Here is a 24685-nt window from a genome sequence, read left to right on the forward strand (position 1 = left end):
GCCGCGCCGCGAATGTCGCGGGCGGCCTTCTTGGCGGGCGGCGCTCAGGCCGCGCCGCCAATACTGGACTTAGGCCAGCAGGTGTTTCACGCCTTCGCGCTCTTCGGTCAGTTCTTTCAGGGTCAGGTTGATGCGCTCTTGCGAGAATGCATCGATTTCCAGACCTTGAACGATGGTGTACTCACCGTTGTCGGTGGTGACCGGGAAGCCGAACACGGTGCCTTCAGGAATGCCATACGAGCCATCCGAAGGAACGCCCATGGTAGTCCACTTGCCGGCGGTGCCCAGCATCCAATCATGGATGTGGTCGATGGCGGCGTTCGCTGCCGACGCTGCCGACGACAGGCCGCGCGCTTCGATGATGGCCGCGCCGCGCTTGCCGACGGTTGGCAGAAAGGTGTTGGCGTTCCATTCCTGGTCGTTGATCAGGTCCTTGACAGCCTTGCCGTTCACGGTGGCGAAACGGTAGTCGGCGTACATCGTTGGCGAGTGGTTGCCCCAGACGGTCAGCTTCTCGATGTCTTTCACGGCGGTGCCGGTCTTGGCAGCGACTTGCGACAGCGCGCGGTTGTGGTCCAGGCGCAGCATGGCGGTGAAGTTTTTCGCCGGCAGCGATGGCGCCGATTTCATGGCGATGTAGGCGTTGGTGTTGGCAGGGTTGCCGACCACCAGTACTTTGACGTTGCGCGAAGCGACGGCGTCGAGCGCCTTGCCTTGCACGGTGAAGATCTGGGCGTTCGCTTCCAGCAGGTCCTTGCGTTCCATGCCTGGGCCGCGTGGACGCGCGCCAACCAGTACGGCCACGTCGACATCCTTGAAGGCGGTCAGCGGATCGGAGTGGGCGGTCATTTCCGTCAGCAGCGGGAACGCGCAGTCGTCGATTTCCATCATCACGCCCTTGAGCGCCTTCTGGGCTTTTTCGTCCGGGATTTCAAGCAGTTGCAAGATGACAGGCTGGTCTTTGCCGAGCATGTCGCCATTGGCGATGCGGAACAACAGGGCGTAGCCGATCTGGCCGGCGGCGCCGGTCACTGCAACACGCATTGGGGTTTTAGCCATGATGAATCTCCAAAAATGGGAAAGAAAACGGGCTTGAAGCTGGGCTTACGCTTATCCGGAAAAACTATAATGATACCAAAACCGGCCCGCGCCACCGAATTGCTGGTGTACGCTGCCGTCACGCTTGTGCTGCACGAGGCCAGAGTGGCTGGCCGACAACATAAAACGCTGGCTCACAAGTTTTATCGAGGGCAGTTTAGGCCTCCGATCTCTATCTGTCAATCATATCTTATGTCTTATATAAGACAGATAACTGCGTGTGTTTTACTGGACGCGGGCAGTGATTTGTGTTGAAATGTCGGACTATGAATTCCGCCTCGTCCAATCTGACCAACAATGCCACTGCTGCAAGCGGGGCGGTCAGTCCGACCGCGGGCACCCCGGCCACGCCTGTTGCCGCAGCGGCCAGCACCGCCGCCACCCCTGTTGCCAGCGTCAATACCACTGCCACCGCCGCCGTGCCAGCGCCTGCCGCGAATGCCTCGCCCACCTTCAGTCCCCTGTACCAGCAGATCAAGGCGCTCATCACGCAGAGCTTGCAATCGGGCGAATGGAAGCCGGGCGAACTGATTCCCAGCGAAGTCGAGCTGGCGGGGCGTTTCAAGGTCAGCCAGGGCACGGTGCGCAAGGCCATCGATGAACTGGCCGCCGAGAATCTCGTCATGCGCCGCCAGGGCAAGGGCACTTTTGTTTCCACCCACCATGAGGCGCGTGCGCATTTCCGCTTCCTGCGCCTGGTGCCGGACGAAGGCGTGCCGCACTATCCCGAAAGCAAGTTTATTGAGGTCAAGCGCGTGCGCGCGCCGGCCGACGTGGCGCGCCTGATGGACCTGAAGTCCGGCGACGCCGTCATCTTCATCAAGCGCGTGCAGTATTTCGACGGCGTGCCGACCATCGTCGAGGAATTGTGGCTGCCCGGCCTGATCTTCAAGGGCCTGACGGCTGAGCGCCTGGTGGAATACAAGGGCCCCATGTACGGCCTGTTCGAAACGGAATTTGGCACGCGCATGATCCGCGCGTCCGAACAGATCCGCGCCGTGTGCGCCGACGCGGGCGCCGCGCAATTGTTAAATATCGACCTCGGCACGCCCTTGCTCAGTTCCGAGCGCGTGTCGTTTACCTACGGCGACAAGCCGGTCGAACTGCGCCGGGGCTTGTACCTGACCAGTCGTCATCATTATCAGAATGAACTCAGCTGAAGCGGCGGGGCGCCCGTGGGCGTCCGAACAAGCAGCAAGGCTGAAGTGCATCGCTTGCAAGATGCCTGCCGCAAGGCGGGCAACGGAGACAACGGAAAGCGCAGCGACAGCATGGCCCGCCCCGGCGGGCCGTGTTTTGCCGGCGATTCTGTAATTAAATTACGTGAACTACGGAAAGTAGCGCGGTATTTTGTAGTAAAAAACCATTTTGGTTATATGTAACAATAGATATTGGTATGGGTTGCGAAAATCGGCGAAAATCGCGGCTTCAATATTTAGTTGAAATTCAAAGGGGAGGTTTTTGTTATGTCTGAAGCCGTAAGAGAAGTACCAAAAAAAGAACGGCCGCAATTCCGTAACATTCATGTTACCGAATTGTCGAACTACCGCATGGCTGTCGGCGCCATCGTCTCGATCCTGCATCGCATCAGCGGTTTCATCATTTTCGCCTTGCTGCCGTGCATCCTGTACATGCTGGAACTGAGCCTGCGTTCCGAAATGTCGTATGCCTACTTCCAGGGCATCGCCTCGCACTGGTTCGTCAAGCTGATCACCCTGGGTCTGGTCTGGGCCTTCCTGCACCACTTCTGCGCCGGCATCCGCCACCTGTTCATGGATGTGCACGTTGCCATCGAAAAAGATTCGGCACGCAAGACCGCGTCCTCCGTGCTGGTCGTGAGCCTGGTGCTGACGGCTTTGGTCGCTTTGAAACTGTTTGGAGTATTTTAAACATGGCAGACAATAATATCGGACCGAAACGCCTCGTCGTCGGTGCCCATTACGGCTTGCGCGACTGGCTGGCGCAACGCGTTACCGCCATCGTCATGGTGGCCTATGTTGCCATCCTGCTTATTTCTTTCCTGACCGGCAGCAACTTCAGCTATGAAGGCTGGGCTGGTCTGTTCGCACAGCAGTGGTTTAAATTGTTCAGCCTGGTGACCTTCGTCGCCCTGTTCTACCACGCATGGGTCGGCGTACGCGACATCTGGATGGACTACGTGAAAAGCGCTGGCCTCCGTCTGACCCTGCAAATTGCCACCATGCTGTGGTTGATCGCTTGTGCCGGCTGGACGGTACAGATACTCTGGAGTGTGTAATCGTGGCAGCATATAAATCTGCAATCCCTACCCGCCGCTTTGATGCGGTAATCGTTGGCGCCGGCGGTTCCGGCATGCGCGCGTCGTTGCAACTGGCTGAAGCCGGTCTGAACGTCGCAGTTCTGTCGAAAGTTTTCCCGACCCGCTCGCACACCGTTGCGGCGCAGGGCGGTATCGGCGCGTCGCTCGGCAACATGGCCGAAGACAACTGGTTCTGGCACATGTTCGACACCGTCAAGGGTGGCGACTATCTGGGTGACCAGGATGCCATCGAATTCATGTGCCGCGAAGCACCGAAAGTCGTGTACGAGCTGGAACACTTCGGCATGCCATTCGACCGTAATCCTGACGGCACCATCTACCAGCGACCATTCGGCGGCCACACGGCCCACTTCGGCGAAAAGCCGGTGCAGCGCGCTTGCGCGGCAGCCGACCGTACCGGTCACGCCCTGTTGCACACCCTGTACCAGCGCAACGTGCGCGCCCGTACGCACTTCTTCGTCGAATGGATGGCGCTCGACCTGATCCGTGACGCCGAAGGCGATGTGATCGGTGTTGTCGCGCTGGAAATGGAAACCGGCGAATGCATGATCCTGGAAGCAAAAACGACGGTCATGGCAACGGGCGGCGCAGGCCGCATCTTCGCCGCGTCGACCAACGCCTTCATCAACACCGGTGACGGCATGGGCATGGCGGCACGCGCCGGCCTGCCGCTGCAGGACATGGAATTCTGGCAGTTCCACCCGACCGGCGTGGCCGGCGCGGGCGTATTGATCACCGAAGGCGTGCGCGGCGAAGGCGGCATCCTGATCAATAGCGAAGGCGAACGCTTCATGGAGCGCTATGCGCCGACCCTGAAGGATCTGGCGCCGCGCGACTTCGTCTCGCGTTCGATGGACCAGGAAATCAAGGAAGGCCGCGGCTGCGGTCCGAACAAGGACCACGTGATGCTGGACCTGCGCCATATCGGCGCCGACACCATCGCCAAGCGCCTGCCGTCGATCCTGGAAATCGGCCACAAGTTCGCCAACGTCGACGCCACCAAGGAACCGATTCCTGTCGTGCCGACGATTCACTACCAGATGGGCGGCATCCCGACGAACATCCACGGCCAGGTCGTCACCCCGACCGGTCCGGATAATTCGGCCAAGGTTGTCAACGGTCTGTACGCGATCGGCGAATGCGCCTGCGTCTCGGTGCACGGCGCCAACCGCCTGGGCACGAACTCGCTGCTCGACCTGGTGGTCTTCGGCCGCGCGGCCGGCAACCACATCGTCAACAGCGGCCTGAAAGCCAAGGAAAACAAGCCTTTGCCAGCCGACGCTGCCGATTTCGCCATGGGCCGCCTGGCGCGCCTGGAAAACTCGACCGGCACGGAAACCGTGCAGGGCGTGGCGAACGACATCCGCGCAACGATGCAGAAGTACTGTGGCGTGTTCCGTACCGACGAGATGCTGAACAAGGGCGTCGAAGAAATCATGAAGCTTGACGAGCGCCGCAAGCACGTCTCCTTCAAGGATAAATCGATGGTCTTCAACACGGCCCGCGTGGAAGCGCTGGAGCTGGACAACCTGATCGAAACGGCGAAAGCGACCATCGTTTCGGCAGCTGCCCGCAAGGAATCGCGCGGCGCCCACGCCCAGGACGACCATCCGCAACGTGACGACGACAACTGGATGAAGCACACTCTGTGGTATTCGGAAGGCAACCGACTGGAATACAAGCCAGTCGTGACCAAGCCGCTGACGGTTGATACCTTCAAACCGAAACCACGTACTTTCTAAGGCTATACCATGGCACGCACTCTCAAATTCAAAATCTACCGCTACGATCCTGACCAGGATGCCAAGCCGTACATGCAAGACCTGACGGTCGAACTGAAAGACACCGACAAGATGCTGCTCGACGCGCTGCAGCGCATCAAGGCGGACGTCGATGACTCGCTGGCCCTGCGCCGCTCGTGCCGCGAAGGCGTGTGCGGTTCGGACGCGATGAACATCAACGGCAAGAACGGCCTGGCATGCACGACCAACCTGAACGAACTGTCGGAGCCTATCGTGCTGCGTCCGTTGCCAGGTCTGCCAGTCATCCGCGACCTGATCGTCGACATGACGCAATTCTTCAAGCAGTACGATTCGATCAAGCCTTTCCTGATCAACGATTCGATCCCGCCTGAAAAAGAGCGCCTGCAGTCGCCGGAACAGCGCGAAGAACTCGATGGCCTGTACGAGTGCATCCTGTGCGCATGCTGCTCCACGTCGTGCCCATCGTTCTGGTGGAATCCGGACAAATTCGTCGGCCCGGCCGGCCTGCTGCAAGCCTACCGCTTCATCGCCGACTCGCGCGACGAAGCCACCGGCGCGCGTCTGGACAACCTGGAAGACCCGTACCGCCTGTTCCGCTGCCATTCGATCATGAACTGCGTCGACGTCTGCCCGAAAGGGTTGAACCCGAACAAGGCGATCGGCAAGATCAAGGAATTGATGGTCCGCCGCGCGATCTGATCACCCTGATCGCGTCCGCCGGGCGCCGTTTGCGGGAAGAGGGTATCCTCTCTTGCCTGCAGGCGGCGCCTGCAAAGCAGCACCGTGCCGCAAGGCACACGTAAAGTGGTAAACCAAATGACAGAATCAATTTTGTCCTCGCATCAGGCCGACCCGGCCAACCGCGCCCGCCTGCGCTGGCGTTCACGCCGTGGCCTGCTGGAAAACGACATTATCCTGACCCGTTTTCTCGATGCGTATGAAACCGAATTGACCGATGAAGAAGTTGACGCGCTGACGCGTTTGCTGGATTTATCGGACAATGCGTTAATGGATCTGGTACTGGCCCGTAAAGAGCCGGAAGGCGAAGTCGATCTGCCGCATGTGCGCGCACTGTTGCAACGACTGCGCATTGCCTAGACGCCTGGGCGATATATTGCAAACGGTGCGAGTGGCGCGCTGTAGCACTGCCGAATTGCGGTGCGAATTGCAGCCAGAATTTTTGATTTTAATTTCGACTCACTCCCGAGAAGGAAGAGCCCATGAATATCTCTGACACAAAAGCTACCCTGTCGTTCTCCGATGGCAGCCCATCGCTTGAATTTCCAATCTACAAAGGCACGGTTGGCCCGGACGTCATCGACATCCGCAAACTGTACGCCGGTAGCGGCAAGTTCACCTACGACCCAGGCTTTATGTCGACGGCCGCCTGCAACTCGTCGATCACCTACATCGACGGCGACAAGGGCGAGCTGCTGTACCGTGGTTACCCGATCGAACAGTTGGCCGTCAACGCCGACTTCATGGAATCGTGCTACCTGCTGCTGAACGGCGAACTGCCGAACGCGGCGCAAAAAGCCAAGTTCGTCGACACCGTCACCAAGCACACGATGGTGCACGAACAGATGCAATTCTTCTTCCGTGGCTTCCGCCGCGACGCGCATCCGATGTCGGTCCTGGTGGGCACCGTCGGCGCGCTGGCATCGTTCTACCATGATTCGCTGGACATCAACGACCCGCGTCACCGCGAAGTGTCGGCCATCCGCCTGATCGCCAAGATGCCAACCCTGGTCGCCATGACCTACAAGTACTCGGTCGGCCAGCCGTTCGTGTACCCACGCAACGACCTGTCGTACAGCGCCAACTTCATGCACATGATGTTCGCCAACCCGTGCGAAGAGTACAAGGTCAACGACGTGCTGGTGCGCGCCCTGGACCGCATCCTGATCCTGCACGCGGACCACGAGCAAAACGCATCGACCTCGACCGTCCGTCTGGCCGGTTCGTCGGGCGCCAACCCGTTCGCCTGTATCGCTGCCGGTATCGCCTGCCTGTGGGGCCCTGCCCACGGCGGCGCCAATGAAGCGGCACTGAACATGCTGAAAGAAATCGGCACCGTCGAGAACATCCCTGCCTTCATCGCGCAAGTCAAGGACAAGAACTCCGGCGTCAAGCTGATGGGCTTTGGCCACCGCGTGTACAAGAACTTCGATCCACGCGCCAAGCTGATGCGTGAAACCTGCTACGAAGTGCTGCAAGAACTGGGTCTGCAAGACGATCCGCTGTTCAAGCTGGCGATGGAACTGGAAAAGATTGCACTGAACGACGAATACTTCGTGTCGCGCAAACTGTACCCGAACGTCGACTTCTACTCGGGCATCGTGCAATCGGCGCTGGGCATCCCCGTGTCGCTGTTCACCGGTATCTTCGCTATGGCCCGTACGATCGGCTGGATCGCCCAGTGGAACGAAATGATCGCCGACCCAGAGCAAAAAATCGGCCGTCCGCGCCAGCTGTTCGTCGGTTCGACCACGCGCGAAGTGCTGCCACTGGACAAGCGCGCTTAAGTTACCGCGTATTGTTCTTGCCGGGCCTTGCGGCCCGGCGCACAAAAGCGAGCCTCGCGGCTCGCTTTTTTTATGCCTGTCCGCACCGCCGGCCGCAAGCCGGGCTGGTATGCTCAGGCCTGGCTTCAACAGAAAACATAACGCGATGAATGACGAAACATGCGCCCCCAGCGGCGTGGCCCTGGGCGATACGGCATTTGGCTACACCTTGTCGCTGATCGGCGGCAAGTACAAGATGCTGATCCTGTATGCGCTGGCGGAAAACACCGTGCTGCGGCATAACGAACTCAAGCGGCACCTCGGCGGCATTGCCTTCAAGACCCTCAGCGTGGTCCTGAAGGAACTCGAAGCCGATGCGCTGATCGTGCGCAAGGAATATCCGCAAGTGCCGCCCAAGGTGGAATATTCCCTCTCAAGCAAGGGTGCCTCGCTGATCCCCGTGCTGCATACCTTGTGCGAATGGGGTGAACGGCACCAGCCTGCCTGATCCGGATACGCCTGGCAAAGGGGATTTCTGCAGTCAAGTAACTTACTTTTTATACTGTATGGGTAGTCAATGTGCGTACTTGTGAAAAGTACTCGACATGGTTATGCTGTTTTTGCCCTTGCGGGCGCGCGGCCATGTGCTGCGCGCCTTGGGGCAGGGTACCGGCTTGCCTGCTTTTCTGTGCATGCGCGTCCGGTGCATCCATCCCATATTCAGGAAAGCAGCATGAAGAAAACCCTCGTTATCGTCTTCCATCCCTCGATCGACACATCGGTCGCCAACAAGCGCTGGCTGCAGGAGCTGGCGCAGCATCCCGAGCGCTACACCCTCCACGATGTGCACCGGGCTTATCCGGATGGAAATATCGATGTGGCGCGCGAGCAGGCGCTGGTGGAGGCGCACGCCAATGTGGTCTTGCAGTTCCCCGTGTACTGGTTCAACTGTCCGCCCTTGCTGAAGCGCTGGCTCGATGAGGTGCTGGCGTATGGCTGGGCCTATGGCACGGGCGGCGACGCCTTCAAGGGCCGCAAGGTGGCGCTGGCCGTCACGGCAGGCATCCGCCAGGAAGACTTCACGCCGGAAGGCAAGTGGAAGGTCACCCTGGCGCAGCTGCTGGCGCCGTTCGATGTCACCCTGGCGTATATCGGCGCCGACAACCGTCGCTTCTTTGCCTTCTATGGTGCGGAAGACGGGCCGAAGGAAGCGGGTTATGCCGGGCGGCTGGCGCGCAGCGCGCAAGAGTATGAGCGCTTCCTGGCCGCCTTGTAAGAGCGCTGGTCCAGCCTCAGTTCAAGGCCGCTTCCAGCAGATGCAGGGCGACCTGCAGGCCCTCCAGCTGCAGGCTGTCGCCCTCATAGGGTTGCGGCAGGACGATGCGGTGCGGCGCATTGTGCTTGAGGATGCCACCCCAGTGGGCGACCCTGGCGCCGGCCTGGCGGCGTATCGCCTCGACCGTGGCGCCGCTGGCGAGGATATGGGCTTGCGGAAAAGCTTGCTGCAGCACGCCCAGACCGAAATAGGCTTGCGGTTCGGCCGCGCTGATATAGATGGTGGTCAGGCGCTTGCCGCTGGCGGCGATGGTGTGCGCTAACTGCGCCGCATCGTCGCGCAGGAACTGGGTATTGACGAGGATGGCATCCGCCACGCCGCTCAGCAGCAGCGAGGTGGACGGTGCGCGGCCCAGCACATCCAACTGGAAGGTCTCCAGCGTGCGGTAGGGGTGAAAGGGGAGGGCGGCGCGTGCAAGCATATTATTCTTTCAATATTAGATACTCTCTCGCATATTATCCTTTCGACCAGGCACGGGAAATAGGGTAGATTGCAATACTTAGTTGCATGAATCGGATGAATCAAGGGAGTACCCGCATGGACCGCATCACCGCCGCACAAGTATTCGTCGCCATCGCCGAGCGTGGCAGCATGGTGGCCGCCAGCGACACGCTCGACATGTCGCGCGCCATGGTGACGCGCTACCTGGCCGAGATGGAGCAGTGGGCGGGGGCGCGCTTGCTGCATCGCACCACGCGCCGTTTGAGCCTGACGGATGCGGGCGAGGCCACCTTGGCGCGCTGCCGGCAGATGCTGGAAGTGGCCGGCGCCATGGCCGTCACCTCGCCCGAGGGCTTCGACACGCCACACGGCTTGCTGCGCATCACCTGCTCGCAATCGCTGGCGCAGACGGCGCTGGCCGGCGCAGTGACCGCTTACCTGCGGCGCTACCCCCGCGCTGCCGTCGACCTGCAGATGGAGAACCGCGCCGTCAACCTGGTGGAGCAGCGCATCGACCTGGCGATCCGCATCACGAACGCGCTCGAGCCGAACCTGATCGCGCGCCAGCTGGCCAGCTGCGCTTCGGTGGTGTGCGCCGCACCATCGTACCTGGCGGCGCACGGCACGCCGCGCCGGGCGGAAGACCTGGCCCTGCACAACTGCCTGACCTACACGTATTTCGGCAAGAGCCTGTGGCAGTTCACGCACGACGGGGAAGCGCTCACTGTCCCCGTCAGCGGCCGCCTGTCGGCGAATGAGTCGCTGGTCCTGCTGGTGGCCACGGTGGCGGGGGCGGGCATCGCCATGCAGCCGCGCTATTCGGCCGCGCCGCTGATCGCCAGCGGGCAGCTGGTGGAACTCCTGCCCGCGTACCAGCCGCAGGACATGGGCATCTACGGCATCTACACCTCGCGGCAGCACATGTCGCCCCTGCTGCGCACCATGCTTGACTTCCTGGTGGAGTGGTTTGCCGGCGATCCCGATTGGCTGGCGGCCATCGCGGCGGCGCCGTTGCCGGGCAGACCAGTTGGACGCAAGCGGCACGCCGGCAGGGCTGCCGATGTGCTGTAAGCGCAACAGTGACAGGCTTGCAAGCCCGGGAAAATCAACAACACAGCTTACATTTGCTTGCCAAATAAAATTCAACTAGCGGTTGTTGCGTTACAATACCGCGTGCTATTCTAAATGACGGTATGCAGAATGCTGGTGCAATAAAAAAGCCCTTCCCCACAACTTGATGTGCAATCCGCTAACCGGTCAGGCCGTGTCGCGGAAGGTTAGATTAACCCGCTAATTCCTCGCGAAGCGCGAAGAAAGGTGAGCAATATATGCAGCAATTAACGACCAACTCCTACCTGTTCGGTGGGAATGCTCCGTACGTGGAAGACCTGTACGAGGCGTATCTGAACAACCCAGGCTCGGTACCCGATAACTGGCGTTCCTACTTCGACGCAATGCAGCACGTGCCTGCCGTCGATGGCACCAACAAGCCTGACGTGGCGCATGCCTCCGTCGTCGCCTCGTTCGCCGAGCGCGCAAAAGCTGGTCCGATCCGCACAGTGACTGCTTCCTTCGATGCTGAAATGGGCCGCAAGCGCGTCGCCGCCACGCAGCTGATCGCCGCTTACCGCTACCTTGGTTCGCACTGGGCCAACCTGGATCCGCTGCAACGCCAGGAACGTCCGATGATCCCTGAGCTCGAGCCGAGCTTCTACGGTTTCACCGATGCGGACATGGACACCGTGTTCAACATCAGCAATACCTATTTTGGCCCCGAGACCGCCACCCTGCGCGATCTGCTGAACTATCTGCGCGATACCTACACGCGCTCGATCGGTGCCGAATTCATGTACATCTCCGACCCGGCCGAAAAGCGCTGGCTGCAAGAGAAACTGGAAGCGATCCGCTCCACCCCGAATTTCACCCCAGAGAAAAAAATCCACATCCTCGACCGCCTGACCGCGGCTGAAGGCCTGGAACGCTATCTGCACACCCGCTACGTGGGCCAGAAGCGCTTCTCCCTGGAAGGCGGCGAAACCTTCATCGCCTCGATGGATGAAACCATCCAGCGCGCCGGCGAAAAAGGCGTGCAGGAAATCGTGATCGGCATGGCCCACCGCGGCCGCCTGAACGTGCTGGTGAACACCCTGGGCAAGGCGCCGCAGGAACTGTTCGAAGAATTCGAAGGCAAGCATGGCGACGACCTGCCTGCCGGCGACGTGAAATACCATCAAGGCTTCTCGTCCGACATCTCCACCGCAGGCGGCCCGGTCCACCTGTCGCTGGCGTTCAACCCGTCGCACCTGGAAATCGTCAACCCTGTGGTCGAAGGTTCCGTCAAGGCCCGCATGGATCGCCGCGGCGACGCGCAGGGCGCGCAAGTGCTGCCTATCCTGGTGCACGGCGATGCCGCTTTCGCCGGCCAGGGCGTGGTCATGGAAACGCTGAATCTGGCGCAAACCCGTGGCTACCATACCGGCGGCACGGTGCATATCGTGATCAACAACCAGATCGGTTTCACCACCTCGGATCCGCGCGATGCCCGCTCGACCCTGTACTGCTCGGACGTCGTCAAGATGATCGAAGCACCGGTCCTGCACATCAACGCCGATGATCCGGAAGCCGTGGTGCTGGCGACGCAGATCGCGCTCGACTACCGCATGGAATTCAAGAAGGACATCGTCCTCGACATCATCTGCTACCGCAAGCTGGGCCACAACGAGCAGGATACGCCGGCACTGACGCAGCCACTGATGTACAAGAAGATCGGCCAGCATCCAGGCACCCGCAAGCTGTACGCGGACAAGCTGGTAGCGCAAGGCGTGATCCCTGCCGATGGCGGCGACAAGATGGTGGCCGCTTTCCGCGACGCCATGGACGCCGGCAAGCATACCGTCGATCCGGTCATCTCGAACTTCAAGAACAAGTACGCCGTCGACTGGCTGCCGTTCCTGAACAAGAAATGGACCGATTCGGCCGACACCGCCGTGCCGATGACGGAACTGAAACGCCTGGCTACCCGCATCACCACCGTGCCGGAAGACTTCAAGGTCCACTCGCTGGTTGAAAAAGTACTGGGCGACCGCGGCACCATGGGCCGTGGCGAAATGAACCTCGACTGGGGCATGGGCGAACACCTGGCCTACGCATCGCTGGTATCGTCCGGCTACGCCATCCGCCTGACGGGCCAGGACGCCGGCCGCGGCACCTTCGTGCACCGCCACGCCGTCCTGCATGACCAGAACCGCGAGCGTTGGGATGCAGGTACCTACATTCCGCTGCAAAACGTGTCGGACAACCAGGCGCCGTTCACCGTCATCGACTCGGTGCTGTCCGAAGAAGCCGTACTGGCCTTCGAATACGGCTACTCGACTGCTGAACCGAACACCCTGACGATCTGGGAAGCCCAGTTCGGCGACTTCGCCAACGGCGCGCAAGTGGTGATCGACCAATTCATCAGCTCCGGCGAAGTGAAGTGGGGCCGCGCTTCCGGCCTGGTCATGATGCTGCCGCACGGTTACGAAGGCCAGGGTCCTGAGCACTCGTCCGCGCGTCCGGAACGCTTCCTGCAGCTGTGCGCAGACAACAACATGCAAGTGGTGCAGCCGACGACGGCTTCGCAGATCTTCCATTTGCTGCGCCGCCAGATGGTCCGTCAGTTCCGCAAGCCGCTGGTCATCCTGACGCCGAAGTCGCTGTTGCGCAACAAGGATGCCGGTTCGCCGCTGACCGACCTGGCCAAGGGTGGTTTCCAGACCGTCATCGGCGAAGTCGACGACAAAATCGACGTCAAGAAAGTCAAGCGCGTGGTCGCCTGCTCGGGCAAGGTCTACTACGACCTGGTCAACGCACGCAAGACCCGCGGCCAGACCGACACGGCCATCGTGCGCCTGGAACAGCTGTATCCGTTCCCGCACAAGTCGTTCGCTGCTGAACTGAAGAAGTTCCCGAACCTGGTCGAAGTCGTCTGGGCGCAGGACGAGCCGCAAAACCAGGGCGCCTGGTTCCAGATCCAGCACAACATCTTCGAAGGCCTGGAATCGGGTCAGCGTCTGGCTTACGCCGGCCGTCCTGCTTCGGCGTCGCCTGCTGTCGGTTACTATGACAAGCACTACGCCCAGCAAAAAGATCTGCTGGAAACGGCATTCTCGAAGCTGAAGGGTTTTATCCTGACCAAGTAAGTGGCAGGATGACGGGTGCCGTGCGTATGCATGGCGCCTGTTCGCATACATCGTGACGGAGCGCCGCCCTTGCTACGCAGGGGCGGCGCCGCAATAACAAAATAAACGGAGTTTTACATGGCACAAATCGAAGTCAAAGTTCCCCAGTTGTCGGAATCGGTTGCAGAAGCGACCCTGCTGGCATGGCACAAGAAAGTCGGCGAAACAGTTGCGCGCGACGAAAACATGATCGATATCGAAACCGATAAAGTGGTGCTGGAACTGCCGGCGCCAGCCGCTGGCGTGATCGTTCAAATTATCAAGGCTGACGGCGCTACCGTCGTCGCCGGCGAAGTCATCGCCATCATCGACACCGACGGCTCGGCCAAGGTCAGCCCGATGGAAGTGTCGGCCGTGCCTGCACCAGCCCTGGCTGCTGCCGCACAAGACGCCGCTACCGCGTCCGCGCCAGCCGCTGCGACCAAAGGCGATGTCGCCATGCCTGCCGCCGCCAAGATCCTGTCCGAAAAAGGCCTGTCCGCTGGCGACGTCGCCGGTTCGGGCAAGGATGGCCGCGTGACCAAGGGCGACGCCCTGGCCGCTTCCGCCAAGCCAGCTGTCGCGCCGCTGGCGCCAGCCGCTGCCAAGCCAGCGCTGCAACAAGTTGCCACGCCGTCGGCCGCCAGCCTGGGCGACCGCCCTGAAGAGCGCGTGCCGATGAGCCGCCTGCGCGCACGTATCGCCGAGCGCCTGCTGCAATCGCAATCGACGAACGCCATCCTGACCACGTTCAATGAAGTGAACATGCAGCCGGTCATCGACCTGCGCAACAAGTACAAGGACAAGTTCGAGAAAGAGCACGGCGTCAAGCTGGGTTTCATGTCCTTCTTCGTCAAGGCCGCCGTCGCCGCCCTGAAAAAATACCCGATCATCAATGCTTCCGTTGACGGCAACGACATCGTCTACCACGGCTACTTCGACATCGGTATCGCCGTCGGTTCGCCACGCGGCCTGGTCGTGCCTATCATCCGCAACGCGGACCAGCTGTCGATCGCCGACATCGAGAAAAAAATCGGTGAATTCGGCGCGAAAGCCAAGGAAGGCAAGCTTACCCTGGACGACCTGACGGGCGGCACGTTCTCGATCTCGAACGGCGGCACCTTCGGCTCCATGCTGTCGACCCCGATCATCAACCCGCCGCAATCGGCCATCCTGGGCGTGCATGCGACCAAGGACCGCGCGGTTGTCGAAAACGGCCAGATCGTGGTACGTCCGATGAACTACCTGGCCATGTCCTACGACCACCGCATCATCGACGGCCGCGAAGCCGTCCTGGGCCTGGTGGCGATGAAAGAAGCGCTGGAAGATCCTGCACGCCTGCTGCTGGACCTGTAAGCACTGTAGTCCCCCGGCGTAGCCGCCGGGGCAATGTAGCTGATACCCCTTGCCAGAAGACGCAGCTGGCTGATCTCAATGAAAGAGGATTCCCATGAACGTCTCTGAAGAAATCAAGCGTCTGCACGAGTTGCACCTGGCAGGTGCCCTGAGCGACGCGGAATTCGCGCAAGCGAAAGCCAAGCTCCTGAGCAATATCAACCTGGACAAGCCGGACAACGCGTCCGGCGCCGCTTCCGGCCCCGCGAACGACCTGGTGCAGGAATTCAACCGCCTGCGCCGGTCGCGCAACGACCGCTGGCTCGGCGGCGTGTGCGGCGGCCTGGGTCGCGCTTCCGGCATGGAAGCGTGGATCTGGCGCCTCGTCTTCGTCCTGTTTACATTGACCTTCGGCTTCGGCGTGGTGATTTACCTTCTATTGTGGATTTTCGTACCAGACGAAGAGATTGGAATAACAAAACATGAGTACTAAACAATTTGACGTAGTTGTCATCGGTGCGGGCCCTGGCGGCTACATCGCCGCCATCCGCGCAGCGCAGCTGGGCTTTTCCGTCGCTTGCGTCGACGAGTGGTCGAACGCCAAGGGCGGCGCCGCGCCTGGCGGTACCTGCACCAACGTCGGCTGTATCCCGTCGAAAGCGCTGCTGCAATCGTCCGAGCATTTCGAACACGCGGGCCACAGCTTCGCCGAGCACGGCATCGACGTCGCCGGCCTGAAGCTGAACCTGGGCCAGATGCTCAAGCGCAAAGACACCGTCGTCAAGCAAAACAACGACGGCATCCTGTACCTGTTCAAGAAGAACAAGATCGCCTTCTTCCACGGCCGTGCCGCTTTCGCTGCCGCCGCCGCTGGCACGTATGACATCAGCGTGACGGGCGAAGCCAACGAAACCCTGACGGCCAAGCACGTGGTCATCGCCACGGGTTCGAACGCGCGCGAACTGCCGGGCGCACCCTTCGACGAGAAACTGATCTTGTCGAACACGGGCGCACTGGCCATCGACGCCGTACCAGCCAAGCTGGGCGTCATCGGTGCCGGCGTGATCGGCCTGGAAATGGGCAGCGTCTGGCGCCGCCTGGGTTCCGACGTCACCGTGCTGGAAGGCCTGCCGGTCTTCCTGGGCGCCGTGGACGAGCAGATCGCCAAGGAAGCGTCGAAGCTGTTCACCAAGCAAGGCTTGAAGATCAACCTCGGTTGCAAGATCGGTGCGATCACGCCAGGCAAGAAAGACGTCACCGTGGAATTCGTGGACGCCAAGGGCGAAGCGCAAAAAGCCGTGTTCGACAAGCTGATCATCTCGATCGGCCGTACGCCGAACACGAATGGCCTGGGTGCCGACAAGGTCGGCCTGCAGCTGGACGAGCGCGGCTTCATCGCCGTCGACGGCGACTGCAAGACCAACCTGCCGAACGTGTGGGCAGTGGGCGACGTCGTGCGCGGCCCGATGCTGGCGCACAAGGCGGAAGAAGAAGGCGTTGCCGTGGCCGAGCGTATCGCTGGCCAGCACGGTCACACCAACTTCAACACGATTCCCTGGGTGATCTACACCTCGCCGGAAATCGCGTGGGTCGGCAAGACCGAGCAAACCCTGAAGGCCGAAGGCATCGCCTACAAGGCCGGTACCTTCCCGTTCATGGCCAACGGCCGTGCGCGCGCGCTGGGCGACACCTCGGGCATGGTGAAATTCCTGGCCGATGCGACGACCGATGAAATCCTCGGCGTGCACATCGTCGGCCCAATGGCGTCCGAACTGATTTCCGAAGCCGTCGTGGCGATGGAATTCAAGGCCTCGGCCGAAGACATCGCGCGCATTTGCCACGCTCACCCATCCCTGTCGGAAGCGACCAAGGAAGCGGCTCTGGCGGTTGACAAGCGCACGTTGAACTTTTAATTGTAGTTAGTCCTACGGGGGCGCTCGCGGATTTTTTTCCGCCGGCGCCCCTGTGCGTTAAAGCGAATCCCATGAACGTAGAAGAGTTTTACCAGCACGCGCTGCAGAAGCGTGATTTCAAGGCCGATGCCGCCCAGCGGCGCGCGGTCGACCGCCTGCAGCTGTGCTATGACGAGTGGGTGGCCTACAAGGGCCAGCGCTCGAGCACCTTCAAGCGCCTGCTGAACCGTCCTGCCGTGCCGAAAGGCGTGTACATGTGGGGTGGGGTGGGGCGCGGCAAATCGTTCCTGATGGACAGTTTTTACTCGGTCGTGCCCCTGGTGCGCAAGACGCGCCTGCACTTCCACGAATTCATGCGCGGCGTGCACCAGCAGCTCGATGAATTGAAAGGCGTGGCCGACCCGCTCGACGAGGTGGCCAAGCGCATCGCCAAGAAGTACCGTTTGATCTGTTTCGATGAATTCCACGTCTCCGACATCGCCGACGCGATGATCCTGTACAACCTGCTGTCGGCCCTGTTCGCCAACGGCGTGTCCTTCATCATGACCTCGAATTACGATCCGGACCTGCTGTATCCGGACGGCTTGCACCGCGACCGCATGCTGCCGACCATCGCGCTGCTGAAAGACAAGCTCGACGTGATGAACGTCGACGCGGGCGTCGATTACCGCGGCCGCGCGCTGGAGCAGGTGGAAAGTTACTACACGCCGCTCGGCGCCGAGACCGACAAGGCTCTGCGCGACGCTTACACGCGCATCGCCGAGACGGCCGACGAAGACGCGCGCATCCGCATCGAGAGCCGCGAAATCCATTGCCTGCGCCGCGCCGGCGGCATCATCTGGTTCGATTTCGCCACCCTGTGCGGCGGTCCCCGCTCGCAAAATGATTACCTGGAAATCGCCAGCCGCTTCCATACGGTGATATTGTCCGGCATACCGGCCATGTCGGCGGCGCAGTCGTCCGAAGCGCGCCGCTTTACCTGGCTGATCGACGTGTTTTATGACCAGAAGGTCAAGCTGATCATGTCGGCCGAAGTGGCGCCTGATGAGCTGTACACGAACGGCATGCTGGCCAACGAGTTTCACCGCACCGTTTCGCGTATCATCGAGATGCAATCGCGCGAATACATGGAAAAAGAACAGCGCGGCGCGGCCGACGCGATCGTTTGAGGCAGGGATAAGGAACATGATGGCAAATACACTATACAAGCTGGGTGCGGCGCTGGGCCTGGTCCTGGCGTTGTCCGCCTGCGCGCACCAGGGTGCCGCGGCGTTGGATGAGGTCGGCGCGCCGCAGGTGCCCGCCACCTTGTCGGTGGACGAGGCGGACGCCAAGCTGAAGCTGGTCGCCAGCGAGCGCGCGGCAGCGGAAAACGAGTTTGCCACGCGCGAACTGGAGTGCTACGACAAGTTTTTCGTGAATAACTGCCTGGACAAGGCCAAGGAAAAGCGCCGCCTGATCCTCGTGCGCCTGCGCGCCGTCGAAGCGGAAGCGAATTACTTCAAGCGCGCCGAGTCCGTGCGTTTGCGCGATATCGACCTGGCCCGGACGCAGGAAAGTGCGCGCCTGGACGCCGAACAGCGTGCCGCGGCCTTGCCCAAGCCCGTGAAAGTGGTCGCGCCCGAGCCGGCGCCGCCCAAGCCGGAAGGCAAGAGCGTGGCCGAGCGCGAGGCTGAGCACGCGGCGAAGGTGGCGAAACAGGCCGCCGCCGACGCTGCCGAGGCCCCGCGCCGCGCCGCCCGCGAAGCAGCCTATTCGAAAAAACAGGCTGACGCCGTGGCGCGCCAGAAACGGGTGGCGCAACGCCTGGCCGAGCGCCAGGCCGAGGCGCAGGCCAAGGCTGCCAAGGCGGCGGCCGCCGCTGCCAGCACGCCGGCCGTTGCTGTACCTGTGCCTGTGCCGCCGGCCAAATAACACTGCCGCGCAGGGGGGAGGCCGGAAAGGGCGTGCCCTAAGCCGCGCGGCAGGTTAAACTACGCCCACTGGCTGCCTGCGTACGCTGCGCGCGCCGGTTTCCCAACACCGTTACCAACACTGCCTGGAACGCAACACATGAGCGATGCACAGCAAATAGAGCGGCGCCTGATTGAACTCAACGTGGAACACCGCGACCTCGATGCCGTCATCGAGTTGCTGATACTCGATGGCCACCATGACGAGCTGCAACTGCGCCGCCTGAAAAAACGCAAATTGCAATTGAAGGATCACATCACCTTGCTGAAAATGCAGTTGGTGCCCGACGTTCCCGCCTGAGGGGCGCCAGCAGCGTCCAGTCCAGCCTTCACCTAAGTATATTTTGACCGATCACAATTTATTGCCCGCAAGCCCAGATGGCCAGCCTGCCGATCTGCCAGCCAGTCTGCCCGCCGAGCTCCAGGCGCCGCCTGGCAAGCACGATGCCGACATCGAGCGCCTGTTTGGCGCCGGCGGCCCGCTCGGTCCGGCCGTGGGCAGCTACAAGCCGCGCCGTTCGCAAACGGAAATGGCGAAAGCCATCGCCAGCGCCATCGACAGCCAGACGACCCTGATCGCCGAGGCGGGCACGGGCACCGGCAAGACCTTCGCCTACCTGGTGCCGGCCCTGATGTGGGGCGGCAAGACCATTGTGTCCACCGGTACCAAAAACTTGCAGGATCAGCTATTCCTGCGCGATATCCCCACCGTGCGCGCCGCGCTGCAGGCGCCCGTGTCCGTCGCCTTGCTGAAGGGCCGCTCGAACTACGTCTGCCACTATCACCTGGAACGCACCCTGCAAAACGGGCGCATGACGTCGCGCGACGACGTGGGCCACCTGCGCGAAATCTCGCGCTTCATCAAGATGACCAGCTCGGGCGACAAGGCCGAGCTGACCAAGGTGCCGGAAAACGCCATGATCTGGAACCTGGTGACGTCCACGCGCGACACCTGCATGGGCGCCGAGTGCCAGTATTACCAGGATTGCTTCGTCATGAAGGCCCGCAAGGAAGCCCAGCAGGCCGACGTGGTGGTGGTCAACCATCACTTGTTCTTTGCCGACGTGGCCCTGAAGGATACGGGCGTGGCGGAATTGCTGCCCTCGGCCAACACCATCATCTTCGATGAGGCGCACCAGTTGCCCGATACGGCCACTTTGTTTTTTGGCAATACGGTGTCGACGTCGCAAATCCTGGAGCTGTGCCGCGACGTGCTGGCCGAGGGCCTCGCGCATGCGCGCGGCATCGACTGGGCCAAGACCGTCACGGTGGTGGAAAAGGCGGCGCGCGACCTGCGCCTGACCTTCCCGCAGGATATCGTGCGCCTGTCCCTGCCGCAGATCGTCCCGTCGAGCGACTTTTTCCCCGCGCTCGACACCCTCAAGGACGAGCTCGATGGCATGGTCGCCGTGCTGGAAACCCAGGCGGAACGGGCGGAAACCCTGGAGCAGTGCCGCGTGCGCGGCGTCGAGCTGGCGCAGCAGCTGAGCGGCTGGAAGTTCGATCCGAAGGCGAAAGTGGCGGCCGGCGAAGAAGCCGTGTTCTGGGTGGAAGCGTTTTCCAGCTCTTTGCAATTGCATAAAACGCCATTGTCGATCGCGCCCATCTTCAACAACCAGCGCGAAGGCACGCCGCGCAGCTGGATTTTCACGTCCGCCACCCTGGCCGTGAAAAACGACTTCAAGCATTTTTCTGAACAGATGGGTTTGACGGGCGAACCGTCGCATACGTGGCCGTCGCCGTTCGACTATGGCGAGCAAGGCTTGCTGTTCGTGCCGCAAAACCTGCCGCAACCGAACTCGCTGGGCTACACGGACGCCGTCATCGACTGCGCCTTGCCCATCATCGAGGCGGCGGGCGGGCGCACTTTCTTCCTGTGCACCACCTTGCGCGCCGTCAAGCGCGCGGCAGAACGCCTGGCCGACGAATTCAAGCAGCGGGGCCTGAACTTCCCCCTGTTCGTGCAGGGAGAAAAGGGCCGTACGGAATTGCTGGACCAGTTCCGCGCGGCCGGCAATGGCGTGCTGATCGGCAGCCAGAGTTTCTGGGAAGGCGTCGACGTGCGCGGCAACGCGCTGTCGCTCGTGATCATCGACAAGCTGCCATTCGCGCCGCCCGACGATCCGGTGCTGGCTGCGCGCATCGAAGTGATGGAAAAGCAGGGCAAGAACGGCTTCATGCACCATTCGCTGCCGGAAGCCATCATCAACCTGAAGCAGGGCGCGGGTCGCTTGATCCGTGACGAGGGCGATCGGGGCGTGCTGATGATCTGCGATCCGCGCCTCATTTCCAAGCCGTACGGCAAGCGCATCTGGCAAAGCCTGCCGCCGTTCAAGCGCACGCGCGACACCGCCGAAGTGGTGGAGTTCTTCCGCAACCTGCCCGCCCGGGGCGCCTAAGTCCTCGCCTAAGTCCTGCCTGCCGGCGCCATCCGCGCGCCGGCGTATTTCCCTTTGTTATCAATCACATGGCGTTTTTCGCGCGGCGCCCGCTTGCGCGCCCGGCATGCCAGGAATCGGCGCGATCGCGCCAGTTTCTGGCATTTTTCCTCATGTCCAGGACGCCAGACACATCTTTGCGCCAGCGCAAACAGGCTTGTTGCCGAGCGGTCTACAGTGAGCTCATGCCTTGCAGGGTCAAGGCGCGGCGATGGCAGGGCCGCACGGGGAACAGGGGGATGCCATGGAGATCCGCTACGGCTGTTTCTTGAGCTACGCGCACGGCCAATATGCGTTCATGAACAAGTTCAAGAATGACCTCATCGAGGCGTTGGCTTGCTATCTGGAACCGCACCTGGACCGCGAGGAAGTCCTGTTCATCGACAGCGAACAGCTGGGCGGCGGCGACGATATCGACTTGCGCGTGGCGCGCGCCATGTGCCAGAGCGTGTGCATGATCGTGCTGTACACGCCCAAATATGAAGCGCACGGCTACACGCGGCGCGAATTTGCCGCCATGCAATTGATCGAGCAGGAGCGGCGCGCCTGGTACGACTTGCCCAGCCACCTGATCATTCCCATCATCATGACGCGCCATCCGGACGGCTTGCCGCCGCAAATCACGGAATCGGGGCTGTACGTGGATTTTTCCGGCTATACCCTGGCCAGCGGCGACCTGAAATCGAATCCGCAATACCTGCCCGACATCGAACGCATCGTGCAGCGCATCGCCACGCATTACCACTTGCTCAAGCGGTCAACACCGCCCGGCCACGATTGCAGCCGTTTCGTGTTGCCCGCTATTCCGCCGGAATGGCGCGCCATTCCGCCTCCCCACTTTCCACGTTAATCACGTAAAAGGTCCTGTCATGGAATGCCAACGCCTCTCCCTGCCGCCTTTGAGCGCCCCTGGCGAAGTCGTCACCTTCTATTCCTACAAGGGCGGTACCGGCCGCACCATGGCCCTGTCGAACATCGCCGTGCTGCTGGCGCGCCGCGAAAACGCCAGCGTGCCCGTGCTGATGCTGGACTGGGACATGGAAGCGCCGGGCCTGCACCATTATTTCGAACAGCACGAGGAGCGACCGGGCGTGCTCGAGTTCTTCGAGGCGTGCCGCCAGCAGCTCGAGCGCATCAGCCTGGAAACGGCGGGCGCGCGCGCCGGCGGGCAGGCCAGGGGCCGGGAAGATGGGGGGCGCGAGGACGCGGCGCTGGCCCAGCGCGTGCTCGACGCCATCGACTGGCAGCAGTACGTGGTGCGCGTCGACCAGGGCAGTCCGCTGTACCTGATGCGCGCGGGGCGCTTCGACGCCAGCTACAGCGAGCGCCTGGCGCAGATGCGCTGGGATCAGCTGTTCGACAGCTGCCCGGCCCTGTTCCGCTGCTTCGCCGACACCCTGGCCCAGCATTTCCGTTACGTGCTGGTCGATTCGCGCACGGGCCGCACGGACAGCGCCGGCATCTGCACCACCTTGCTGCCGAAAAAGCTGGTGGTGGTCTTCACGCCGAACCGGCAAAGCCTGGAAGGCGTCGACGCGCTCGTCACGCGGGCCATCGAATATCGCCGCAGCCATGAAGACGAGCAGCGTCCGCTGCTCGTGTACCCCTTGCCCTCGCGCATAGAAATGGGCGACGGGGCGCAGCGCGCCGAGTGGCGCCGCGGCGATGCGCACAAGGGCATCGCCGGCTTCCAGCCCATGTTCGAGCGCCTGCTGCGCACTTCCTACGGCTTGCCGCAGGTCGCCCTTGACAGTTATTTCGACGAAGTCCAGCTGCAGCAGACGAAAACCTTTGCCTATGGCGAGCAATTGGCCGTGCGCATCGATCAGGGCGGCGACCGCTTTTCCCTCACGCGCACCTTCGAAGCCTTTTTGCACTGGCTGACGGGCGGCTACTTCCCATGGCAATCGAGCCGTGAAATCGCCTTGCTGGGCGCCATCAGCGAAGCGCGCCAGGCCTTGCAGGCCGAACCGGGCCGCGCCGTGGCCCTGCCGCTGGCGCGCGACCTGGCGCGCCTGGGCGAGCTGTACCGCAAGGATGGGCGCAGCGGGCAGGCGCTCGATGCCTTCCGCCAAAGCGTCGAGATCCGCGTGCGCCTGCTGGGCGAGGAGCATCCCGACAGCCTGGCGTGCAAGAGCGGCATGGCGCGCCTGCTGCGCCAGCTGGGCAAGCTCGCGGAAGCCCGCTTCCTGGAAGAGGACGTGCTCGACGTGCGCGAACGCGTGCTGGGCAGCGAACATCCCGACACCCTGGCCGCCCGGGCCTGCCTGGCGAAAACCCTGTTGCTGCAGGGTGAACTGGCGGCGGCGCTGCTGCTGCAGGATACGGTGCTGGCAAGCTACGCGCGCCAGCTGGGCGGCGAGCATCCGCTGACCCTGGAAGCGATGGATGGCCGCGCCGCCACCTTGCTGCGCATGGGCCGGCTGGCGCAGGCGCAGCAAGTGCTGGCCACGGTGGTGGCGGCGCGCGAGCGCCTGTTTGGCGCCGAGCATGGCGATACCTTGCGCAGCAAGCTGGCCCTGGCGCAGGCGCTGGGGCGCGAAGGCGACCTGGAAGGGGCGCGGCGCCTGTTCGCTGCCGTGCTGCAGGCGCAGGAGCGGCGCCTGGGCAGCGACCATGCGGCCACCCTGGCCACGCGCGATTTGCTGGCCGACATCGTCGCCGGGCAGGGCGACTGGGCCGGCGCGCGCCAGTTGCACGAAGACCAGGTGGCGGCGCGCGAGCGCACGCACGGGCTCGATCATCCGGAAACCCTGATGAGCCAGCGCAAGCTGGCCGAGGCACTGCTGCGGCGCGGTGAACTCGATGCGGCGCGCAGCGTGCAGGAGCAGGTGCTGGAAGTGCATGCGCGCCTGCTGGGCGAAGACCACCTCGATACCTTGCACAGCAAGACGCAACTGGCCGGCACCTTGCAGCAGCAGGGCGACAGCGCGGCGGCGCGCCTGCTGGAAGACGCCGTGCTCAGCGGCAGTGACCGGCTCTTGAACGCACCCGTCACGGGACATGCGGACAGCGTGCTGGACGGCGCGCGGCATTTGCAGGAAACCATCCTGGCCGGCCGCGCCAACGGGCACGAAGGGGCCGAGCCGGAGACCCTGGCCAGCATGATCTCTATGCTGCAAGGCATGATCGAGCGCGAACAGTATGCGCAGGCGGGCGAACTGGCCGAACATTTGAAGTCTTGCCTGCTGCGTCCGGGCGTGCCGGGCAAGCTGCGCCGGCGCGGCATGGCGCAGCTGAAAAGAATGTACAAATTGCAAGGCGATTTGAATGCCTTGCTGGCCTTGCAGGAGGATGAAGTGCAGGCGCTGGAAGGGGCCTTGTCCGAGGCGCGCATCGAGCAGCGCTGATGCTGCGCGCCCTGTCCACGCGGCGGCACAAATAATGCTGTCTATCGGCGTGCGGTA

At 62.1% G+C, this 24685-nt stretch carries 22 protein-coding genes; 20 read left to right on the forward strand and 2 right to left on the reverse strand.

Annotation, left to right across the window (positions count from 1 at the left end; all coding sequences use genetic code 11):
* Nucleotides 1-69 precede the first annotated feature (69 nt).
* Nucleotides 70-1059 (reverse strand): malate dehydrogenase, encoded by a 990-nt coding sequence (locus tag CLU94_RS21105; RefSeq protein WP_034789110.1) that lies wholly within the window; start codon nt 1057-1059, stop codon nt 70-72.
* Between the two features lie 305 nt (nt 1060-1364).
* Here CLU94_RS21105 and CLU94_RS21110 point away from each other — a divergent pair, with 305 nt between their 5' ends.
* From CLU94_RS21110 to CLU94_RS21150, 9 genes are all read left to right on the forward strand, one after another.
* The gene (locus CLU94_RS21110) at nt 1365-2258 is read left to right on the forward strand and encodes a GntR family transcriptional regulator (RefSeq protein WP_099667068.1); all 894 of its coding nucleotides are present in this window, start codon (nt 1365-1367) and stop codon (nt 2256-2258) included.
* Nucleotides 2259-2564: 306 nt separating this feature from the next.
* Nucleotides 2565-2987, forward strand: coding sequence for a succinate dehydrogenase, cytochrome b556 subunit (gene sdhC / locus CLU94_RS21115; RefSeq protein ID WP_034752080.1), 423 nt, complete (start codon nt 2565-2567; stop codon nt 2985-2987).
* A gap of 2 nt (nt 2988-2989) precedes the next feature.
* Entirely contained in the window at nt 2990-3355 is a 366-nt protein-coding gene (sdhD, locus tag CLU94_RS21120) for a succinate dehydrogenase, hydrophobic membrane anchor protein (RefSeq protein ID WP_034752078.1), read from the forward strand.
* 2 nt (nt 3356-3357) lie between these two features.
* Nucleotides 3358-5139 (forward strand): succinate dehydrogenase flavoprotein subunit, encoded by a 1782-nt coding sequence (gene sdhA, locus CLU94_RS21125; RefSeq protein WP_099667069.1) that lies wholly within the window; start codon nt 3358-3360, stop codon nt 5137-5139.
* A gap of 9 nt (nt 5140-5148) precedes the next feature.
* Nucleotides 5149-5859 (forward strand): succinate dehydrogenase iron-sulfur subunit, encoded by a 711-nt coding sequence (locus CLU94_RS21130; RefSeq protein ID WP_034752075.1) that lies wholly within the window; start codon nt 5149-5151, stop codon nt 5857-5859.
* Between the two features lie 117 nt (nt 5860-5976).
* The gene (locus CLU94_RS21135) at nt 5977-6258 is read left to right on the forward strand and encodes an FAD assembly factor SdhE (RefSeq protein WP_034752073.1); all 282 of its coding nucleotides are present in this window, start codon (nt 5977-5979) and stop codon (nt 6256-6258) included.
* 122 nt (nt 6259-6380) lie between these two features.
* Complete coding sequence (gltA, locus tag CLU94_RS21140) at nt 6381-7685, forward strand: citrate synthase (RefSeq protein WP_099667070.1); 1305 nt, start codon at nt 6381-6383, stop codon at nt 7683-7685.
* 145 nt (nt 7686-7830) lie between these two features.
* Nucleotides 7831-8172, forward strand: a complete 342-nt coding sequence (locus tag CLU94_RS21145; RefSeq protein WP_099667071.1) for a winged helix-turn-helix transcriptional regulator — start codon at nt 7831-7833, stop codon at nt 8170-8172.
* 225 nt (nt 8173-8397) lie between these two features.
* Nucleotides 8398-8940, forward strand: a complete 543-nt coding sequence (locus CLU94_RS21150; protein ID WP_099667072.1) for an NAD(P)H-dependent oxidoreductase — start codon at nt 8398-8400, stop codon at nt 8938-8940.
* Nucleotides 8941-8956: 16 nt separating this feature from the next.
* Here the strand turns inward: CLU94_RS21150 and CLU94_RS21155 are convergent, their stop codons facing one another.
* The gene (locus tag CLU94_RS21155; protein WP_099667073.1) at nt 8957-9421 is read right to left on the reverse strand and encodes a hypothetical protein; all 465 of its coding nucleotides are present in this window, start codon (nt 9419-9421) and stop codon (nt 8957-8959) included.
* Between the two features lie 116 nt (nt 9422-9537).
* Here CLU94_RS21155 and CLU94_RS21160 point away from each other — a divergent pair, with 116 nt between their 5' ends.
* The 11 genes from CLU94_RS21160 to CLU94_RS21210 all read left to right on the forward strand — a co-directional run bounded on the left by CLU94_RS21160 (nt 9538) and on the right by CLU94_RS21210 (nt 24628).
* Complete coding sequence (locus CLU94_RS21160) at nt 9538-10512, forward strand: LysR family transcriptional regulator (protein WP_099667074.1); 975 nt, start codon at nt 9538-9540, stop codon at nt 10510-10512.
* A gap of 257 nt (nt 10513-10769) precedes the next feature.
* Nucleotides 10770-13622: a 2-oxoglutarate dehydrogenase E1 component gene (locus tag CLU94_RS21165; protein WP_099667075.1), complete on the forward strand. Its 2853-nt coding sequence runs from the start codon at nt 10770-10772 to the stop codon at nt 13620-13622.
* Nucleotides 13623-13739: 117 nt separating this feature from the next.
* Nucleotides 13740-14996, forward strand: a complete 1257-nt coding sequence (gene odhB / locus CLU94_RS21170; protein ID WP_099667076.1) for a 2-oxoglutarate dehydrogenase complex dihydrolipoyllysine-residue succinyltransferase — start codon at nt 13740-13742, stop codon at nt 14994-14996.
* Between the two features lie 94 nt (nt 14997-15090).
* Nucleotides 15091-15468, forward strand: a complete 378-nt coding sequence (locus tag CLU94_RS21175; protein WP_077407361.1) for a PspC domain-containing protein — start codon at nt 15091-15093, stop codon at nt 15466-15468.
* Entirely contained in the window at nt 15458-16888 is a 1431-nt protein-coding gene (gene lpdA, locus CLU94_RS21180; RefSeq protein ID WP_034752057.1) for a dihydrolipoyl dehydrogenase, read from the forward strand. Before CLU94_RS21175 ends, lpdA begins: the two co-directional genes overlap by 11 nt.
* A 71-nt stretch (nt 16889-16959) precedes the next feature.
* Nucleotides 16960-18057: a cell division protein ZapE gene (gene zapE / locus CLU94_RS21185; protein ID WP_099667077.1), complete on the forward strand. Its 1098-nt coding sequence runs from the start codon at nt 16960-16962 to the stop codon at nt 18055-18057.
* 19 nt (nt 18058-18076) lie between these two features.
* Nucleotides 18077-18802, forward strand: coding sequence for a hypothetical protein (locus CLU94_RS21190; RefSeq protein ID WP_251350500.1), 726 nt, complete (start codon nt 18077-18079; stop codon nt 18800-18802).
* Between the two features lie 138 nt (nt 18803-18940).
* On the forward strand, nt 18941-19141 hold the full coding sequence (locus tag CLU94_RS21195; RefSeq protein ID WP_034752051.1) for a YdcH family protein: 201 nt from the start codon (nt 18941-18943) through the stop codon (nt 19139-19141).
* A 61-nt stretch (nt 19142-19202) separates the two neighbouring features.
* A complete protein-coding gene (locus CLU94_RS21200) occupies nt 19203-21239 on the forward strand; it encodes an ATP-dependent DNA helicase (RefSeq protein WP_373610259.1) in 2037 nt (678 codons plus the stop codon).
* A gap of 283 nt (nt 21240-21522) precedes the next feature.
* Nucleotides 21523-22128 (forward strand): toll/interleukin-1 receptor domain-containing protein, encoded by a 606-nt coding sequence (locus tag CLU94_RS21205; RefSeq protein WP_035820738.1) that lies wholly within the window; start codon nt 21523-21525, stop codon nt 22126-22128.
* A gap of 19 nt (nt 22129-22147) precedes the next feature.
* Nucleotides 22148-24628 carry a tetratricopeptide repeat protein gene (locus CLU94_RS21210; RefSeq protein WP_180278724.1) on the forward strand — a complete coding sequence of 827 codons (2481 nt, stop codon included), beginning with the start codon at nt 22148-22150 and terminating at the stop codon, nt 24626-24628.
* Nucleotides 24629-24685 lie beyond the last annotated feature (57 nt).

The organism is Janthinobacterium sp. 13, assembly GCF_002749695.1.
GTDB lineage: Bacteria > Pseudomonadota > Gammaproteobacteria > Burkholderiales > Burkholderiaceae_D > Janthinobacterium > Janthinobacterium kumbetense.

Coding starts and splice junctions, on each gene's coding strand:
- CLU94_RS21190 (WP_251350500.1), top strand. CDS start 18,077: ATGGCAAATACACTATACAAGCTGGGTGCGGCGCTGGGCCTGGTCCTG.
- CLU94_RS21165 (WP_099667075.1), top strand. CDS start 10,770: ATGCAGCAATTAACGACCAACTCCTACCTGTTCGGTGGGAATGCTCCG.
- CLU94_RS21210 (WP_180278724.1), top strand. CDS start 22,148: ATGGAATGCCAACGCCTCTCCCTGCCGCCTTTGAGCGCCCCTGGCGAA.
- CLU94_RS21205 (WP_035820738.1), top strand. CDS start 21,523: ATGGAGATCCGCTACGGCTGTTTCTTGAGCTACGCGCACGGCCAATAT.
- sdhC (WP_034752080.1), top strand. CDS start 2,565: ATGTCTGAAGCCGTAAGAGAAGTACCAAAAAAAGAACGGCCGCAATTC.
- CLU94_RS21150 (WP_099667072.1), top strand. CDS start 8,398: ATGAAGAAAACCCTCGTTATCGTCTTCCATCCCTCGATCGACACATCG.
- CLU94_RS21175 (WP_077407361.1), top strand. CDS start 15,091: ATGAACGTCTCTGAAGAAATCAAGCGTCTGCACGAGTTGCACCTGGCA.
- CLU94_RS21130 (WP_034752075.1), top strand. CDS start 5,149: ATGGCACGCACTCTCAAATTCAAAATCTACCGCTACGATCCTGACCAG.
- CLU94_RS21145 (WP_099667071.1), top strand. CDS start 7,831: ATGAATGACGAAACATGCGCCCCCAGCGGCGTGGCCCTGGGCGATACG.
- CLU94_RS21160 (WP_099667074.1), top strand. CDS start 9,538: ATGGACCGCATCACCGCCGCACAAGTATTCGTCGCCATCGCCGAGCGT.
- CLU94_RS21135 (WP_034752073.1), top strand. CDS start 5,977: ATGACAGAATCAATTTTGTCCTCGCATCAGGCCGACCCGGCCAACCGC.
- sdhD (WP_034752078.1), top strand. CDS start 2,990: ATGGCAGACAATAATATCGGACCGAAACGCCTCGTCGTCGGTGCCCAT.
- gltA (WP_099667070.1), top strand. CDS start 6,381: ATGAATATCTCTGACACAAAAGCTACCCTGTCGTTCTCCGATGGCAGC.
- CLU94_RS21110 (WP_099667068.1), top strand. CDS start 1,365: ATGAATTCCGCCTCGTCCAATCTGACCAACAATGCCACTGCTGCAAGC.
- CLU94_RS21105 (WP_034789110.1), bottom strand. CDS start 1,059: ATGGCTAAAACCCCAATGCGTGTTGCAGTGACCGGCGCCGCCGGCCAG.
- CLU94_RS21195 (WP_034752051.1), top strand. CDS start 18,941: ATGAGCGATGCACAGCAAATAGAGCGGCGCCTGATTGAACTCAACGTG.
- odhB (WP_099667076.1), top strand. CDS start 13,740: ATGGCACAAATCGAAGTCAAAGTTCCCCAGTTGTCGGAATCGGTTGCA.
- CLU94_RS21155 (WP_099667073.1), bottom strand. CDS start 9,421: ATGCTTGCACGCGCCGCCCTCCCCTTTCACCCCTACCGCACGCTGGAG.
- zapE (WP_099667077.1), top strand. CDS start 16,960: ATGAACGTAGAAGAGTTTTACCAGCACGCGCTGCAGAAGCGTGATTTC.
- lpdA (WP_034752057.1), top strand. CDS start 15,458: ATGAGTACTAAACAATTTGACGTAGTTGTCATCGGTGCGGGCCCTGGC.